The organism is Flavobacterium sp. CFS9 (assembly GCF_041154745.1).
GTDB lineage: Bacteria > Bacteroidota > Bacteroidia > Flavobacteriales > Flavobacteriaceae > Flavobacterium.
Genome location: NZ_AP031573.1, coordinates 3630018 through 3648723 on the forward strand (window position 1 = coordinate 3630018; position 18706 = coordinate 3648723).

Genomic DNA, 18706 nt, shown 5'->3' on the forward strand with positions numbered 1-18706 from the left:
CTTGTTTCTACTAACTAACCAATAAATATTATTCTGAAAATTCTAATTTTTTCAACTTGTTCCATCCGCCACGTGTAAAATCAGGAATTTCTACAGGAGCTGAACCGTTGTCAAGCGAAATCTCTGTTAAAGGACCTAAACAAGACCATTCGGCTAAGTCGTAAACGTCCATATCTAACGGAAGTCCTTTTTGCAGACAGTAAATCAAACGGTAATCCATTACGAAATCCATTCCGCCGTGACCGCCCACTTTTTTAGCCTGCTCTTCGATATTTTTTACAATCGGGTGTTTGTATTTTTCCATTAACGCTTTTTTTACGTCTGCCGGAACAAAAGAGTGTGCGCTTAATTTTTCGTGATTTGGTTTTACGTCGTCACCTAGTTCTTTGCCGTCTAATGCATATCCTTCTAATGGGTATTTATTAGCAAAACCTTTCGTACCACTCAATTGGTACATTCTGCTGTACGGACGAGGAGAGGTAACATCATGCTGGATGTGAATTGTTTTTCCGTTTTCGGTACGAATCATGGTCATGGTGTGATCGCCATTTCTGAAATCTTTAATTTCTTTTCCTGATTTTTCTTTAATGTATGCCGGATTTCCAACTGCTTTCGTATCCATAGAAACTAAAAAGTTCATTTTGTCACCACGGTGAATGTTCAAAGCCTGACAAGCGGGTCCCATACCATGAGTAGCATAAATGTCGCCACGGTGTTTGATGTTGTAATCCATTCTCCAGTTGTTCCAGTATTCTCCCCAGAAAGGCTGAAGTCCGTGGATGTAAGATCCTTCGGCATGAAGAATTTCTCCAAACACACCTTGCTGCGCCATGTTTAATGTCGTAAGTTCGAAGAAGTCGTAGACACAGTTTTCAAGCTGCATACAGTGTTTACGGGTTTTTTCAGAAGTATCAATAAGCTGCCAGATTTCTTCCATGGTCATTGCACCCGGAACTTCTATGGCTACATGTTTACCATCTTTCATGGCCTGAACACCAATGATAGCATGATGTTTCCAGTCGGTAGCGATGTATACTAAATCAACATTTGGTAAAGCCGTTACTTTTCTCCAGGCATTTTCGTCACCGTAAAATTCCTGAGCTTTAGGAAATCCTGCTTTGGTTAAGGTTTCGTTTGCTTTAGAAGTGTTTTCCTGTGTCATATCACATAATGCAACAATTTCGACACCCGGAATATGCGTCATGCGCTCAACTGCTCCCGGACCACGCATTCCAAGACCTATAAAGGCAACACGAACGGTAGGTATTGGTGCGGTTGCCAAACGCAAAACGTCAGTTTGACCTTTTGCGCGAGCCGGTGTTTTGGTTTTAATCATTTGTGCCGATGCGATTGTTCCTCCAAACAGAATACAGGCGGCTAACATGAATTTTAAAATACTAGTTTTCATAAGGTATTATTTTGATTTTAAATGATTGATAATCTAAAAATCCGATTATCGGGGATTATTGTTGTGTTGTATTTTTAGTAAATTGTATGGTGAAATTGACAAAAGTTTAATTCTAACACATAGAAACATAGTTGTTAATGTCTTAAAAAGAAATTCAAAAAAGAAAAGTCTTTCTTTCACATAGTCTGCTATGTACATTTTAATTCGTGAAACGCCTTTTTTAGTTTATAAAGACTATGTTGCTATGTGTTAATATAATTTCATTTCAATTTTTTTTTTAATAATTTTTAAGGTAATGTATTGAAATTTATTTCCGGTTTTTTATTCGTTAATGGTTTTGTAAAAATAGTTTTTGGAGTGGTATAGTCATTAAAAAAGCCTCCGTTTTTTAGATAAAAGAAACCATCTTCTGTTCCTCCGGCAAAATCCATTCGGTATTCTTTTGCTCCTGTGTTGTCGTTGGTAAAACGTGCTGAATTAATTTCGAACCAGTTACCTTTGTCGTCGCAAACCCATTGGTTGTTGAACAGGACTTTGCGGGACAGATCTCCTTGTTCCGGAATGAAATTTTCCAGAAAGGAATGAAATCTTTTCAAATAGGTATTGGTTTGAGGACGATTGAAACTGGCAATCAACAACCATTTATTCAGTTCGGGAGCGTAAAAGTAGGCGGTATATGTGGTAGTATTATTACCGGCAGGCAGTCCTCGAAGTAAAAACTTATACGTGTTTCCAGCTTTCCAGTTGTATTTCAGGTAGCTTTGTCCACCTGAACCTTCGTTACCGAATTCGCCTGTGTGTACATTTTCGCCTTTTTTCAGCAGTTTAATTTTATGAGTTTCCGGAATACTGTTGGGATCGTCAGTGGTAAACGGGCTCCAGACTGAGAATAAAATTCTTCTTTCTGTGGCTGAGTTTACCTGAATTCCGAAGTAACCTTCGCCAAAACCATTTGCCATAAAATAAGATCCAATTTTATCTTCGTTCTGAGGAACAGTAATTTCGTTGTAATACCACTCGGTATTGGTGTTTTCGGGAGTCTGATAGTTTAAATGAACAGAAGGTCCACGACGTCCCCAATGATAGAAGTCACCTTCGTTGTTGGGTACGTAAGAGATTTTACCGTCAAAATCAGCACTTGCAATCGTTAGACGACTAATAGACGGGAAACGATCGCCGGTTTTACTGATTCCTTTTATTTTAACAGCAATGTATCCTTCTTTTTTAAGGTTCCAGGTTCCTGCGATAACAGCCTTTTTTGAAGTGGTGAAGTTTACTTTTTTGGATTCATTATTGATCGAAAATTCCAGTTCGGATTTTCCATACACTTCAACAGATTCTTCTACCGTAATTTGAAAAGTTCCGGGTTTGGAAATTCTGAAATAAGCCGTGAAAAACTCGTTGGAATCCGTCCAGTTTTCGATGCCATTGTCAGTAATGGTATTTTTTCCGTCTAAATGTTTAGAACTATACGCATTTCCACCAAGAGGCAGAGAAATTGTTGTCTTTGGATTTTCTATGGTTTCATTTTCCGATGGTGCATCATCATTGCTGCCAACGCAGGAAACCGAAACTAGAAAAGAAGCAAAAAACAGGTATACTATTTTTTTCATTTGTTGCGATTAAGTTATTATAAATGTATTCTTCTTTTTTAAATTAACCTCTCTAATTGACCAAATTAGAGAGGTTTCAAAACAAACAATAAAATAAAAAACTATGGGTTTTGTGTTAAAGTTCCCGGATAAGCATTAATTTCTGATTGTGGGATGTATTGCACCACACGAGGGCTTGTTGCCGGAACGTCATTCATTGGTAAATGAGGACCAGGATAGCGACGTGTCATTGTTTGTCCGTTTCTGTAAACGTCATAACCACGGTGCGCTTCAAAAGCCAATTCTAATTGACGCTCTTCGTCGATGCGCTGTGAAGCATTTGTACTGCTTAAAGAGCTATAGCCACCGCCAACAATTGATCTTTCGCGAATAATGTTCAGGTTAGTCAAAGCATTAGAATAATCTCCTTTTTTTGCATAAGCTTCGGCCATGTTCAGGTACATTTCGGCTAATCTTGAGATGATAGGCGAATGCAGGTGTGAATCATTATCCTGTAAAGAACATTTTGTAATATAGAACATTGGATACACACGGTTTAAAAGCATCATGTAATCTTTCTCTCCTGTATAAGTTTTTCCCTGATAAGAAATGGAGTACTGATTATTGGCTGCATTTACAGCGGTAAGGTTGTAATCAGTAGTTCCAATTGTAATAAAATACGATCCGTCTGCTTTTGTTTTTAACGGCTGCTGGATGTAATTGTATCCGGTTTGAGTTCCTCCGGTATTGTATACATCAACTATGAAACGGAAGGCTTCTGTTTTATTTCCGCTGGCATCTTTGGTATATTGCGGATCAATAAAGGCCCAACGAGCATCTTTTTTCAGTCCGGCTTTACTCAATAAATCAAGGTACTCTCCACTGGCATACATTTCGCCCCATCCTTGTCCCTGAATATTAGCATACATTCCTCCAATTCCGTAATAATGATCGAATCCTGAATATTCTGTAGCTACTCTTTTTACCGCAAAAATTGTTTCGGTTTGTTCAGAAGAATCCGGAGCATAAGTATTGTATTTCATAAAGTTAGAGCGGCTTAACAAACTGTATCTTCCGCTTGCAATTACTTTTTTAGCATAATCAATAGAAAGTGTTGCATACTCCTGATTTGGTGTTTCGTAAGTACCACTCATGTACAAATACACTCTTGAAAGCATTGCCTGAGCAGCTTCTTTAGTCGCATATGCTGCAGATTTCCCAACAGACATTAGAGCTTCTGCTTTTTTCAAGTCGTTAATCGCTTGTTCGTAAGTTGCTTTTACGGTAGAACGGTCCGGAAGTCTAAGGTTGTTCAAATCTGCCGGTAAGCCGTTTACAATTGGTACACCTAAATTGGTTTCAGGCGATTGTGCATAAGGTCTTCCATAGGTACGGCATAAGTAAAAATAAATCATACCTCTTAAGTAGTAAGCTTCTCCTAATTGCTGGTCAATAGCAGGGCTTTCTCCTTCTGAAATGAGTTTGATTAAATCACTTGATTGTGAAATAATTTTATAACCGTTATTCCAAAAAGTAGACAATCTGCCGTTATCAGGAAGATGCTGATAGGAGATGAAAGAGTAGAAGGAGTCAGTAGAAGTTCCTCTGATCATGATGTTGTCTCCCGGATATTCTCCAACGCGGTGCATCACATCTGACCACCCCTTTAATTGTGCATAACATCCGTTTAGCAATACTTCTACCGAAGCTTCTTTATCTTGTTGTATTTTATCTTTTGTATAGGAAGCGAATGGCTCTCTGTCTAACTCACATGAGCTCAGAAAACTAATTGCGAGACCTAGTAGTATTATCTTTTTCATGATTTTGTTTTTAAAGTGATAGGTTAAGTCCAAGTGTAATTCTGCGAGTTTGCGGGTAAATTTGTGTAGCGGTACCTGAGATCACATATTGACCGGTTCCACTATTGTAATTAGGAGACAACTCTGGTGTTACACCTGAAAAGTGGGAGATGGTGAATAAATTTTCTCCGGCCACAAATAATCTTAGACTATTGATATTAATACTTTTAAGCGGTATGTTGTAACCCAATGAAAGGCTTCTCATTTTCAAATAAGTTCCGGTCTCCAGAAAACGAGAGGAAGCTTTATTGGATTGACTTGTGTTATCATAAATAGCTTGTGGGTGGGTGGCAATATCACCTGGTTTTTCCCAACGGCTCCATCCGCTGTGCAGATTCATTTGGTTTCGGTCAGTATAAGCTCCGTCTGAGTCAAATTCCGATCTGGCATAGTTGTAAATTTGTCCTCCTACAGAATAGCTGAAAATAGCAGCAAAATCAAAGTTTTTGTAGTTCAGAGTGGTAGAGAATCCTCCAAAGAAATCAGGAGTATAAGAGCCAATAATCTTTTTGTATTTTGAGGCTTCTGCGTAGCTATTTGTTTTTACACGTTCTCCTGCAGCATTGGTAGTATACCATTGTGGTTTTCCGTTTTGAGGATCAACACCAGCCCATTCTGTAAGGAACCAGCTGTCTACATCAGTACCCGGTTTCAATAATTTATCGGCAGAACCGGCAACTCCGCTACCGTCTCCTACAATAATTTCCTGACGATCTCCGTAAAGACTTGTAACTTTATTTTTGTTGGCACCAATGTTAGCATCAACAGTCCATTTCAGATTTTCGTTTTTGATGATGTCTACACTAATAGAAGCTTCAAAACCTCTGTTGTTTACGGCACCAACATTTTTCCAGATACTGGTTACCCCAATAACACCCGGAAGAGGCACTGCATATAATAAATCTGAGGTATCTTTATCGTAATAATCAAACGTAATGTTTACTCTGTTGAAGAAACTTACATCTAAACCAACTCCGGCAGTATAGGTTTTTTCCCAGCTTAAGTCAGGGTTTGCCAATTGAGAAATCAAAGCTCCCGGATTTGCATTGTAACTTTGAGAGAAAGAATACAATGGAAGATGTCCGTATAAGCTGTTTGGACGGTTTCCTACCGATCCGTAACTCGCTCTTAATTTTAAATTGTTAATCCATTTTGCCTGAAAGAAAGCTTCATTATGGATGTTCCATCCACCACTGATAGAGAAGAAATTACCATACTGCGCATTTTTTCCAAAATTGGATGCTCCGTCACGACGGAAAGAAAGTTGTGCCAGGTATCGGTTGTCATAAGAATAGTTCATGTTTGACAAAAGCGATTGTACAGCCCATTCAGAGCGGTTACCATCTACTTTTTCCGGAATAGCAGCCGGATCTGTTACAATAATTCCCGGAGGGATTCCCGTCGCAATGGCATTACTGTATTTGGAGCTGTATTCATTCCACTCATAACCGGCAACAGCATTGATTTGATGTTTATCAAAAGAGGTGTTGAATTTTAATAATTGATTGGTATATAGTCTGTTAAAAGTGCTGAAATAATCTTCAATTCTTCCTTTTACAGCCAAACCTGAAGAAGATCTTGGGTCAGAGTAAGAAGTTGAATTCGAATTACCAAAAATATAATTGTTCACAGAAGCAAAAGTCAGCCATTTAGTTAACCTAACATCAAAATCAAGATTGGAACGTACATTGTAATTTTCAGATTCAGAAAAATTCCATTGTAAATCGTACAAATAGTTAGATCCTGTAGTATTTACCCAGGTTGGGTTAGGAGCATTTCCAACTAATGATCCGTCCGGTAAATAAGGACTGTCCCATGGCAGGTTGCGATACATTGCACCAACATCATGTTGCTTATCATAAGTAGTTTGCTTGGTTAAGTTTACCTGTGGTCTTATGGTCAACCAGTTGGTTGGCTTGTATTCAAATTTCATCAAACCATTTAGTCTTCTAAAATCGTAGCCTATTACAGCTCCGGTTTCGTCATAAAGGCCTAAGGAAACATAACTTTTAAAGTTTTCTCCACCACCACTAACCGATAGGTTGTAATCTTCTGCAAGACCAGTTTGAGTGGCAGTGTCCCACCAATCAAAATTTTTATTTCTCAATTCAGGTGTCCACCAGGAAGCATTCTGGAAAATTTGTTTGTTTGGAAAAGAATCGTAAAGGTCATACAATTGGCTTCCGTTCATGATTTTAAAGTTTCCTGAATCTAATGTCGCCATAGATGTTTTTGCAGAAAAGTTTATAGTTGCTTTGCCGCCTTTGCCACTTTTTGTCGTAACAACAATGACACCATTGGCACCTTGGGAACCGTAAACTGCTGTAGAAGCGGCATCTTTAAGTACAGTAAGACTTTCAATATCTGATGGATTCATTGGAGGAGAACTGTTTCCTACAATTACACCATCTACAACCCAAAGGGGGTCGGTGCTTCCATTTACAGTACTACGGCCTCTGATCACTACCTTTGAAGCACCTCCGGGTTGACCTCCACTGGTACTAACAAAAACTCCGCTTGCTTTTCCTGCTAATAAATTCTCAACAGCGGGAGTAGTAACATCCGTTAGTTTTTTATTGTCTAAAGTTTGTAATGACCCGGTCAGGCTTTCTTTTTTTACTTTGCTGTACCCCACGACTACAACTTCGTCCATCTGCTGCCCGGCTTCTTTCATAGTCACTTTGATAGTACCATTTCCGGCAGGGATTTCCTGATCCTGCATTCCCAAAAAGGAGAATACCAGAATGGTATTGGCATTTGGTATCTCTATGGCAAAACTTCCATCGATATCCGTTTGAACACCGGTCTTGGAGCCTTTTATAATAACATTTACACCAGGAATTGGAATTCCTTTTTCATCCACAACTTTACCCTTCACTATTTTTTGGAAGGCCAGTAAGCTGGTTTTGTTTAAAGAAATCTCTTTTGAGGGAGCAGCAGTTGTAATTTGAAAAGTTACGGACAACAAAGTACACAATGTTGTTTTTAAACTTTTATCAAGTACCGTCTGCAACTTTAAAATCTTAGGATTTTTTGAAAGTGCTTCTTTCATACTTCTGTTTGGTTTTGGTTAATGATTGTTTTTGCGGTTGTTTTTTGTTGTAATTATCGTGTTGATTTTCTATTCTTTTTTACTCTCAAAAAGGTTTTTAAAGAAGGAAAAATCTTATATGATATTTTAACTACTTGACGAAACTATTGATTATATTTTTATTAACCAAGAAAAAACATGAAAAATGTGCTCGAACACACGAAATTTGTGTTCTCGAGCACATTTTTTTACGGAATCGCCTAAATTTGGCTCTGAAAATAGGTGAGCTGTACAGGGGAAAAAAATAAAGACTGAAGTAAAAAGTGAGAATTTTACGAGTAATTGTAATTGTTTTTTATAAAAAGAAATAATTCGTTTAAAAACAGGTCTTATTTATGTAAATAATGTTTTTTTGGATTGCTCTGCTGTGAAGCAAAAAAACTATAAAATCCTTATTTTTTTAGCTGATTTATAGCAGTGAAATTGGATTTTTCGAAATAAGAAATTCCGGAAGATTTAAAAGAGCTTTAGAGCATGAGAAAAGATACAAGGAAAGTCTTCTGATAGCATTTTAATTTGAAGAGTATGTTTTTCTTTTTTGGATAAAAAAAAAGCCTCTCTAATCAAATCAGAGAGGCATAGAAACAATATTTTTAAGTACTAATTATAAAACCTTGTTTCTTTTTATTTTAAGTAAGGTTAACCTGTTGAACGTAATTAATAAAGATATTATTTGGCACATAGAAACATAGTTTTTTCACTTATTAAGGAGAATACGAAAAAGAAATATCTTTCTTTCACATAGTAGCCTCTGTGTGTTGTAAATAAGTAAAACGCCTTTTTTAGAGTATTAAATCTATGTTCCTATGTGTTTAAAAATAATTACACCCAATGGATTAAAATCATACCCATATTGCAGTTTAACCGATTACTTATTTTTGATTGTTAAATTCTTTAAGCAAAGGCGTTATGTGATTTCTGGTATCTTCGTCTAAAGCTGCTTTTATTTTATCTGCCTCTTCCGGCGCGTATTTCGACAATCCAAAAACTCCTGCTGCGGCCACATTATAAGATTGATTCTTAGTACTTTCAATCATTAAATTTTTGTAAGTGGCATCACCCGTTCCTGCAAGTTTTATAAGGGCTGCAGCTCTCGGATTCGTTTTTTTATCATTTTGAGCAATGTTCAATAAGGTTTTAAGTGCAGCCTCTTTTATAGCATTGTCTGCCAGATCTATGGCACGGATACTGCGGGTTCTTAAATCGTCTCTCTGATCTTGTAAACCGGCCAAAAGAATCAGTTGTGCCTCATGACTTTTGTCTTTTGCCGCAAACTTTATCGCTTCAATTCGGTTGTAGTACGTAGGGACATTTTTGTACTGATACAGGTAGTCGGATATTTTTTTGTTGTCAATGACTTTACCCACTAAAATTTTATCCGGATCAAGATCGATGAAATCCGGTTTTGAAGGCAGGTCAAAACTGAAATTCTGCTCTCTTTTGTCAATTAAAATATCTTTTCGGACTTTGGTTCCATTAACATAAAAATCTACTTTTAACGGAAGGGTAAAGGTCTGTACCGAACTTTCCTGAACTTGTTTTACTGCCATTGTTGCTTTTCCATCGGCATAACCGTATTCAATATTCAGAATCGGATTTCCGCCCTGAAAATACCACTGGTTGAAATACGGACTCCAGTCTTTTCCGGTTACTTCTTCCATTGCGAGACGTAATTGGTGGCTTTCTCCTGTTTTGAATGCATTGGTCGTCAGATATTTATTTAAAGATTTGAAGAAGGCTTCATCACCCATTTGATTTTTTAAAGCATACAAGATGATGGAACCTTTAGAATAACTGATGTTGTCAAACATATCTTCTTTGTTTCCGTAATGAAAACGTGCCAATGGCGGACTAACTCCGTCTTTGGAAGAACGCAGACAGTTTTGCAGTTTTTCATAACGAGAGCGGTCTTCGGCATCCTGTCCTTCATCGTGACCGTGCCAAAGCACTTCTCCAAAAGTGGCAAAAGATTCGTTCATGGTTAAGTTTGACCAGGATTCGGCAGTTACATAATCACCAAACCACTGGTGAAAAAGTTCGTGTGCAATAGTACTTTCCTGATTGTCGTCTAATAACTCTCTTTCCGTTTTTTGAACGTGCTCACCGTGTAAGGTTGCCGAAGTGTTTTCCATGGCACCTGAAACGTAGTCTCTTGCTACAATCTGAGCATATTTTCCCCATGGATATTCTACCCCAAGCATTTTGCCGTAAAACTTCATCATATCCGGAGTTTTTCCAAAAATTTGTTTGGCGTATGGTGCATATTTTGGCTCCAGATAATAACTTACTTCCTGTCCGTTATAAGAATCTTTGTAAATCTTAAAATCCCCTACTGCCATCATAAAAAGGTAGGGTGAATGCGGCAGATCCATTTTCCAGGTGTCCGTACGCGTACCATTTTTATTGTCTTTTTGTGATATTAGTTTCCCATTAGAGAGTGAAGTATATTTAGCGTCAACAGTCATAGCAATTTCAGAAGTTGTTTTCTGATTGGGTTTGTCAATTGTTGGAAACCAAGCTGATGAGGCTTCTGTTTCACCCTGCGTCCAGATTTGAACCGGTTTGTCGCCTTTTCCGTCAGGGTTGATAAAATACAAACCTTTTGCATCTGTTATGGCGAGGCTTCCTTTTACTTTAAGTTCATCCGGCTTTGCGGTGTAATCAATGAAAATGGTATATTTTTCGGTGCTTTTATATTTTCTGTTTAAGATGATAGAAAGCTGTTCATTGTCGTAGGTGTACTTTAACGGGATCGTTTTTTTACCATCAACTATAGCAATAGTTTTGAAATCCATTCCTTTAGCATCGAGTCTAAGAGAATCAGTATCGTAAAAATGAGGTTTTAAAGTCAGCCATCCTTTTCCGTATAAATAGCGCTTTCCGTAATCAAAAGATACGTCGAGTTTGGTGTGTATCAAGTCATTTACTTTTAACGGGGTAACCTGATAAACGGATAGTGGGTTTTTGGTCTGATCACTGTTTTGGGCGGTCACATTTTGCCCGGCAACAAGGAAAAGACTAAAAAGGGAATACTTTAAAAATTGTTTGTTCATTTTTTGGTTTTTTAGAATGATTATTTTGATTGATTATTGTTGTTAAGACTTCAAAAAATATTTTTTTTGCCCTAAAACTCGCATTTTTATTTCGAAAAATACAATTTTAACCGAAGTTTTTATAGTTTTTCTATAATTCGAACTTCACCGTCTTTCTCCTCTTCGGTTAAAATATTGGATTGTTTTTTACGATATGTTTCAAAAGTCCATTGTACAATTTTATTGTCAGGATATAACCTGGCTTGTTTTTGCAGCCATTCTTCCGCTTTTTGTGCCGAAGAAGTTTTCTCGATTGCCCAGGCCGTAATCAGTTGATTAGCTGGAAGAAAATTCATAACCGTGTTGTCAACTTTTGGGTTAAAAGCAATGATATTTTGTAAAGCGCTTTTAGCTTTGTTGGCATCGCCCAGGCTCATGTAACATTGATAATTGAGCCAATTTTCGAGCCTTTCGTCAATATTTTCGTCATACGGTTTTCCTACTCCTAAATTTTCCGGCCATAATTTAGCATCCGAAATCAATTGTAATGCTTTTTTGTACTGCTTGTTTTTCATTTCGGCTAAAGCCTGCATCAATTTTGCTTCATGATACAATTGACGTCCAGCTGTAGCTCCTTCGAAGGGAAGGATTTGCAGTTTGGTCAGGAAAGTGTCGGCAGCAGTGTATTTTTTGTTCAGGAGCAGTGTTTTGGCATACAGCATTCCCATTACATAATTTTGAGGATGTTTTTTATAGAAGGGTTCTGCGGTTGCCAGTGCTTTGTCGAATTGTTTTTGACCAATGTAGTATTCGGTTAAAAGTTTAGGATATCTCCAGCTTTGACTGTCTAGTTTAATTGCTTGCTGCAGACTGGATAAAACCAGTTGAGGATCGTTTTTAAATAATGAAGCTTTGGCCGCATAAAAAGCAGGATCGGCAGGCAGATTGGCACAGTGCAAAAACAACTCTTTTGCTTTTGAGAGATTATCGCGATTCCATTCGATTAAAGCCAGATGGTATTTCAATTGCCATTGATGGTTCGTTTGGATTAATTTTTCCAGTATTTGTGCCGTTTCTCCACGGAAAGGGAAATTAATATCGGGCTGAATTTTGCTTAAATCAACGGTTTTGTTTTCTAAATAAGCTTTCCAATATACTATTTCAGCGTTCGGAAGGGCTAGCGAAAAAATCTTTAAGGCTTCTTCTTTACGGCCTATTTGGTCATATCCTATCGCTAACTCCAGATACGTTTGCTGTGGCATTTCGTTTTGAATCAAAGCTTTAAAATGCTGTTTTGATCCCTCTGACGAATCCCAAAGATATTTTTCAAAACCAACAAAATGATTGAGAGGATCTGCATTATGTATTGCAGTAAGAATTTCAGTTGCTTTACTTTTATTGTTTTGCAGACGATACAATACGGCAAGCAATTGCAGGCTTTCCACATTATTCTGATTGTTTTGTAAACTCTTTTCGGCATATTCAGCTGCTTTTGCAAGATCATTTTCCCTAAAGTAAATTTTGCTTAAAGCGGTATAAGCAGAGCTTCTGAACTCAACGCTTGCTGCAGCGATATCAAAACCGTCTTTAGCATCGGTAGTATTACCTAAATGCAGATTAGCCAGTCCGTAATAATAGTTGGCAGCAGGGTGATACGTATCAATAGATAAAGCTTTACTTGCTGAAAGGACAGCTTCCTGGTATTGAAATTTGCGAATTTGTAAAATCGCCAAATCAGCAAGGGCAGGAGCGTAGTTGGGATCTTTTTGAAGACAGGCTGTTAGTTTTTCTTCAGCTTTGACATAATCTTTAAAACTAAGGTAATTTTTTCCTTGCAGATACAGTCCGTACACCGAGTTATGGTCAAAATCTTTAGGAATTTCTAACGGGCGGTTCAGATTTCCATCTTCGGGAGCTGAATTCCACACGAGTTTATTTTCGCCAAGTGTTAGTTTTAATTGGTTTGGATCAACAGCAATTGGAATAGAATCTTTGAAAGATTGCAATGTATTTACCGAAATATCTTTGGAATAGATTTTTTTGCCATTGTCAAATACTTCCAGTTTTTCGTTTAGTTTTTGAAGCGGAGAAAAATAGATTTTAAGCCAGCCGTTTTCGTTTTTTACGTTTACGGCACCGTAATTATTTGCTTTCACAAATCCTTTGGTTTGTTTTACCGGAAACCAGTATTCTGTCCATAAATCCGTTTGATAAGGGGCAAAGGAACGCTGTTTGAAAGGGGTTAAACTGCTGGTTTCACTTGCCTGATTGAACAGTCTTCCACTCTGGACTTCTACGTATTGACCGTCGGTATCGGTTAATAATTTTTCCCAGATCATGCCTTGTTGAGACAATCCCCAGATCCATATTTTCTTGCCGGGTTTGTCGTCGTGATTGCCATATCTTCCCATTCCAAAATCTTCGTCATGGTAATATCCGCCAAAAAAATCGTCGTATTTACCAAAGACATGATACGATTTGTAACCGCCAAAATCATTGTTTTTGTAGAACGACAGGTCTTTACCATTTTCCTTGTCAATGGGCCATGAATTCTGTTCGCCATTGTGACCGATATAACTTTGTCCCGGGTAAATAAACTGCAGACTTTCAGCAGCTTTTATACCTGTATTCATCCAGGTGTAGTAAGGCTGTTCGATTTCGGTAGCATTGAACCAGAAGGAATTAGTCGTAAAATACGCTTTGTCTTTGGGTAAATTGATATCCAGTTTCCATGAAGTTCGCGTTAGCAGATCCAATACGCCAATCACACAGCTTACACTACCGTCTGCTCTGGTGAGAGTGACATAATCAACGGGAGTGGCGCAGTTAGGTGTGTGTCCGATGATGCCATAATTGCCCTCAACACCACCGCTCGTCCAGGGCCCGCGCATGGCAATATCTCTAAATTTGATGACATGATTGTTGTAAATAAAATCCTTTCCGGTTGATTTCTCAACAGCCGACCAAACTTTTCCGCCAATTTCAGGAAGAATCATGAGTTTGATGTAATCATTTTCCAGTTCGATAACTTTCCATTCTTTTTGCACAGGTTTATCGGTAAAACCGTCAAATCGAAAATACGGATACACCTTTGTGTCCGGTTTCGGAATGGGATCAGGATCCGAAAACGGGTAGGTGGTGAATACTTTTTTGTATTCTTTTATGGTGGGTTTATTTTGTGCGTTGACAAACAGACTTCCAAGGAGTAGAATCGGTAAGAAAGGTTTAAGGTTCATATGTTTGGTGTGAAGTGTTAGATGTTAGATGTGAAATGCTAGTTGTAAAATGTTAACTGTGAGATTTGTTCTTAAATGTTTGATCTTTAGTTTTTTTGTCTTGTAAAACTTCTTGGTTTTAGATTATTCATTAGTCTTTTGATAAACTTCTTTACAATCTTGTCATTTCGACGAAGGAGAAATCTTCGTTAGTAGCTCGACAAAGATTGTGGAGTTTCTTGTGGTGATTTCTCCTTCGTCGAAATGACAAACATGGCGTGTAATCGTCATGAAATTAAAGATGTTTTACATCTCACATTTTACCTCTCACTTATTTCACAATCAACAACCAGCCTTTTCCTTTTGATACCGGTATTTCGTCTTTTGCGGTAAAGGTTTGTGCCGGTTGGAAATTCAAAATTTCAGGGGCAGTTATAGTTGCTTTTGCCGGATTGATTCCTAACTTTTTCCAGTCGATATTGAGTTTCACTTTTACATCCGTATCGGCCCAGCTTGCGATAGAGATTAAAGCGGTTCCGTTTTTTTTGTAAACCGTTGCGAGTACTTTGTCGTTAGCCGTTTTTACCGGACAGTTTTCGCTCCAGTACCCAATCATTTCAGAACCTTTAATTCCGAAGGTATCCCATAACTTCCAGATAGGTCTCGGGTCGGCATTGTGGCTCCATGGCATTCTGTTTGTCATTCCGTATACCATTCCTCTCCATGGATTTCCTCCGTCCTGTAGCATTTCACCCATTAACCCGAAAGGAATTCCACTTACTTCGGTTAGGAAAAAGTCAGGATTGTTTTTTTCGTAATCAAAATACTCTCCGAACCATAGTTTGTTGATGTATGGAAAGTGTTCCATGTACAAATTGGCACTGTTGTTAAATCCGTCACTTTTGTTGTACTGATTGGCACTGTGCAGGTCAATAATTCCGGGATGCCCGTCTTTGGTCAATACTCTTTTGATTCGTTTCATGGTAATTCTGTCAAAAGCAACATCATCAAGGTAAACACCATCGATACCCACGTTTTGTGTCAGCCAGTTCATGCCTTCCACATAATAATTGTGCCAACGGTTCATTCCGCTGTTTACAATTGCGGCATCTTTAATTTCAGGCACAAACCATGCAGCAATATAATCGTCTCCCACATGTTCCTGCAGCCAGGAAAATCCGCCTCCTTTACCCGGAGAGTAAATTTCATGCCCTAAACTTCTGAGAGCAAAAGTCTCATACGCTTTGTTTGAAACCTCTCTAACGGTATTGTAAATTTTTACTTTTAATCCTTTTTCATGCGCCTCATCGATATAGCTTTTCATTTTTTTAAATTCAATGAAAGGATAATTGATATACGGATTGATCGCATTTGCATGGTGAATATTGATTACGGTTGCTCCTGTTTTGGCAATCGTATCGATATCGCTGTATTTGTGATAAAATTTAGCATTCCATTGAAAATCGGTATTTATGGTGTGGAAAGGCGTGATTAGTAAATTGAAATTATAATACAATACATCTCCTTTCTTCATGCTTCGGGCGCCGCTGTACGCATTCACTAAAACCGATTTTGGATCGGGAGTGATGGTAATTCCTCCTTTATTTTCGTTCCCCCAGGAAGTTGGAAGCAATAAAGGTTTCTGCAAATAGAAATTGGTGTTTAACGGACGGCTGTATTTTTCATCGCGTAACGAAAATTGCAATCCCGAATTTACATTTCCAATCCAGGCCCCATCCTGATTTTTGTGCGCAACATCCCATTTCCAGTCAAAAGTAGCAGGACGATCGCCTCCTTTTTGACCTAATCCCATCATGTATTTTGCAGAAGAGAGCTGAATTGGCATTTGGAAATTGATATCATTAAACACAGCATCTTCAAGAGCTGTGATTTTTACCGTATACGTTAAAAAGCCATCAAATTCTAAAGAAGCATGTACATTCATTTCAAGTGTTTTTGATGTAGAAATACTTTCCCAGGAAACGGTTCCGCTTTCTTTTTTCAGAAATTTAAGACCTGCATTTTTCCATTGTAACGATTCTTTACCGGAGGCATCCAAAAAATGAAAAGCCAACGGAGCACTTAAAATGTCATTGGCTTTTGAACCAATTGTTGTCATTTCGGGTGTGAAATACGTTTGAATTTGTGTTGGAAAACCATTAGAGCCCAAAACTAATTTTCTACCCAATAAAGAGATTTCGGTATCCTTGACGGTTAGTGGCGTATAAGGCGCAATAACAGTATTATCCTGTGCTAAGGTTGAATTCAGCCATTTCAAACGTGTCATTTTCTCGGGAGAATCGATACCGCCGTTTTTAGTAATTTCATTAGTCACTTTTATCTGAAGTACAATATCTTTTGATTTTCCATCGGCAATAACAGTCGCTTTACCGCTGTAAGTTCCTGCCGCTGCAGTTTCCGGAACATTGATACCGCACCACATAGCCTGTATTTTTCCTTTAGAAACTGAAACGGTATTGGTAAAAACAGCTCCGTCGTATTTTGTTCCATCAGTATTGATACAGTTCAGGTCTTTCGCTTCGATTATGGCTCCGGTAGAACTGATTAAATTTGAAAAAGTAACTTTTAAGTTGTCAATATTCTGCAACGCATAAACGCCTAATTGAAACGCCAGATATTCACCTCTTAACGCCGTGTCGGAAAAGGTATTTTGAACGCCTTTTTGAATCCATCTTTGCGGCAAATCATTTTTCATTCGAATGGAATACAAACGGTCTTCCGGAAAAACCAGGAAGGAGCTACCGCTGTTTTTGGCAATAAGCTCTTTCGTTTCGGCCGCAGTTGCGATGACTTCCATCGGATAAAAACTGTTGAAAGCATTTACGCTCTGAATTTCGGTAACCGTACAATTGTCCGCTAAATTGGGTTTGATTTTGACAAGCCATTGTGCGTCTGCTTTATCTTCGGGTTTGGCGTAAACTCCTTTTGGATAGTTGGCATCACCTTCGTCGATGTACGGCATATAATACACATAATACGTTCCTTTTCCTGAAACAGGTTCAAAAAAAACAGTACCCTTTTCTCTGTTGATGTCAGCCGTTTTTATATTTGAAATCGTTTTGCCGGAAGCATCCTGAACGATGATCTTTTTCAGTTCGGGCTTTTCGTCTCTTCTGCGCCATTCGATCGTAGTCTTGGCTACATTTCCGGTGCCGGTAAAGGCTACTGCGACTCTGTGATTTCCCAGTAAATTAGGGTTCCAGCTGTCGTTACCGTCTGTATATTTTATTTGCGCAGTTAACGAAATACTGAAAACGAATAGGCATAGCATCAATAGTCTACTCAAAATGGGTTTGTTTTTTAGGTTTGTTTTCATTGTTTTTTTTATGTAAAATGTAAAATGTGAGTTGTGAGATGTTGGTTGGTTGGTTGGTTGTTGGTTGTTGGTTGTTGTAGATGATAAACTACAAATAATTTATTTTTTAGAGGATAAGTTTATAACTATCAACCACAAACTATCAACTTCAAATCAAGCTAATATACCGCTTTCCATCCGTTTTTTTTCCAGTAGGCGATAATGGGTTTATAAGGGCCGTATTTGTGTTGTTCTTCGGAGAAGTTATCATTGAAAGGGCTGTGTGCATAGTCAATAGGTTTGCCCATTTTATTGGGGTAATCGAATGTTTTAGGATTCGGTCTGTCGTGTACGGAATCATCATTGACATAGGCGGCGATATCAAGGGCTTGTAAGTCCGTAAGATATGGTTTTCCCAGACTGACTTTATCGTACGGCATATTGCTTTTTAACCATTGTGCCTGTTTGATTACTCTATGCATGCTTGAACCCGGCTGATACCCGTATTGTCCCCAAAGAGGCGGGTAGGTGTAGCCTGATTTGTCGGCATTGTATTGTCCTTCACCGCTGTTTCCGTGGCAGCGGGCGCAGTTTTCGATAAACAGAGCTTTTCCTCGTTCAGGGCTTGCAGCTACATCCGGAAATTCAATTTCCAGATTTTTGGCACCTTTAAAATTGCCGTCTTTCGGTACAAATTTGCTGATCCATTTAAAGTAGGATAAAAAAGCGACCATTTCTTTGCTGTCCAGCGGAAGCGGTTTCCCGGAATGTGGACGCATGATACAATTGTTAACCCTTTCGGCCAGAGTAAGGACCTTATTTTCACGTCCGCGATATTGCGGATAATTGTCGTGTGAGGACATTAAATTAAAAGCATAAGGTTTTGTTCCTGCATCCTGGTGGCAGTTGGTACAATTCATTTTGTTGCCTAAATACTTTCCTTTGATGCCGTTTGGACCAATATAATATGCGGTTTTTAGCATTAACTCTCTTCCATAACGAACAGATTCTCCAAATTGATCGTCCGGAATTTTTGAGGTGTCAATGGTAATATACGAATCATCGTCGGCAGTTTTGCTGGCTAAGGTCTGCGAATTGGAAGTATTGCACGAATTGAAAACAACAATTGGCAATGCTGCAAAAAGTCCGATAAGAATTGTTTTTTTCATGATTTTTATTTTTTAAAGACTGAC

Annotated in this window: 8 protein-coding genes; all 8 read right to left on the reverse strand. The window is 38.3% G+C overall.

Going from position 1 to position 18706, the window contains the following annotated elements:
- Positions 1 to 28: 28 nt before the first annotated feature.
- Positions 29 to 1384 carry a Gfo/Idh/MocA family protein gene (locus tag ACAM30_RS15335; RefSeq protein WP_369618656.1) on the reverse strand — a complete coding sequence of 452 codons (1356 nt, stop codon included), beginning with the start codon at positions 1382 to 1384 and terminating at the stop codon, positions 29 to 31.
- 311 nt (positions 1385 to 1695) lie between these two features.
- Positions 1696 to 3021 (reverse strand): DUF3472 domain-containing protein, encoded by a 1326-nt coding sequence (locus tag ACAM30_RS15340; protein WP_369615470.1) that lies wholly within the window; start codon positions 3019 to 3021, stop codon positions 1696 to 1698.
- Positions 3022 to 3122: 101 nt separating this feature from the next.
- Positions 3123 to 4820 carry a RagB/SusD family nutrient uptake outer membrane protein gene (locus ACAM30_RS15345; protein ID WP_369615471.1) on the reverse strand — a complete coding sequence of 566 codons (1698 nt, stop codon included), beginning with the start codon at positions 4818 to 4820 and terminating at the stop codon, positions 3123 to 3125.
- 10 nt (positions 4821 to 4830) lie between these two features.
- The gene (locus tag ACAM30_RS15350) at positions 4831 to 7911 is read right to left on the reverse strand and encodes a SusC/RagA family TonB-linked outer membrane protein (protein ID WP_369615472.1); all 3081 of its coding nucleotides are present in this window, start codon (positions 7909 to 7911) and stop codon (positions 4831 to 4833) included.
- A gap of 911 nt (positions 7912 to 8822) precedes the next feature.
- The gene (locus tag ACAM30_RS15355) at positions 8823 to 11003 is read right to left on the reverse strand and encodes a M1 family aminopeptidase (protein WP_369615473.1); all 2181 of its coding nucleotides are present in this window, start codon (positions 11001 to 11003) and stop codon (positions 8823 to 8825) included.
- A 119-nt stretch (positions 11004 to 11122) separates the two neighbouring features.
- Complete coding sequence (locus ACAM30_RS15360) at positions 11123 to 14218, reverse strand: DUF5107 domain-containing protein (RefSeq protein ID WP_369615474.1); 3096 nt, start codon at positions 14216 to 14218, stop codon at positions 11123 to 11125.
- Between the two features lie 310 nt (positions 14219 to 14528).
- Entirely contained in the window at positions 14529 to 17534 is a 3006-nt protein-coding gene (locus tag ACAM30_RS15365) for a glycoside hydrolase domain-containing protein (protein ID WP_369615475.1), read from the reverse strand.
- 158 nt (positions 17535 to 17692) lie between these two features.
- Positions 17693 to 18682: a c-type cytochrome gene (locus ACAM30_RS15370; protein WP_369615476.1), complete on the reverse strand. Its 990-nt coding sequence runs from the start codon at positions 18680 to 18682 to the stop codon at positions 17693 to 17695.
- Positions 18683 to 18706 lie beyond the last annotated feature (24 nt).

Bases quoted from the DNA above. Each gene is read 5' to 3' on its own strand.
- ACAM30_RS15335 (WP_369618656.1), bottom strand. From the start codon at position 1,384: ATGTTAGCCGCCTGTATTCTGTTTGGAGGAACAATCGCATCGGCACAA.
- ACAM30_RS15340 (WP_369615470.1), bottom strand. From the start codon at position 3,021: ATGAAAAAAATAGTATACCTGTTTTTTGCTTCTTTTCTAGTTTCGGTT.
- ACAM30_RS15345 (WP_369615471.1), bottom strand. From the start codon at position 4,820: ATGAAAAAGATAATACTACTAGGTCTCGCAATTAGTTTTCTGAGCTCA.
- ACAM30_RS15350 (WP_369615472.1), bottom strand. From the start codon at position 7,911: ATGAAAGAAGCACTTTCAAAAAATCCTAAGATTTTAAAGTTGCAGACG.
- ACAM30_RS15355 (WP_369615473.1), bottom strand. From the start codon at position 11,003: ATGAACAAACAATTTTTAAAGTATTCCCTTTTTAGTCTTTTCCTTGTT.
- ACAM30_RS15360 (WP_369615474.1), bottom strand. From the start codon at position 14,218: ATGAACCTTAAACCTTTCTTACCGATTCTACTCCTTGGAAGTCTGTTT.
- ACAM30_RS15365 (WP_369615475.1), bottom strand. From the start codon at position 17,534: ATGAAAACAAACCTAAAAAACAAACCCATTTTGAGTAGACTATTGATG.
- ACAM30_RS15370 (WP_369615476.1), bottom strand. From the start codon at position 18,682: ATGAAAAAAACAATTCTTATCGGACTTTTTGCAGCATTGCCAATTGTT.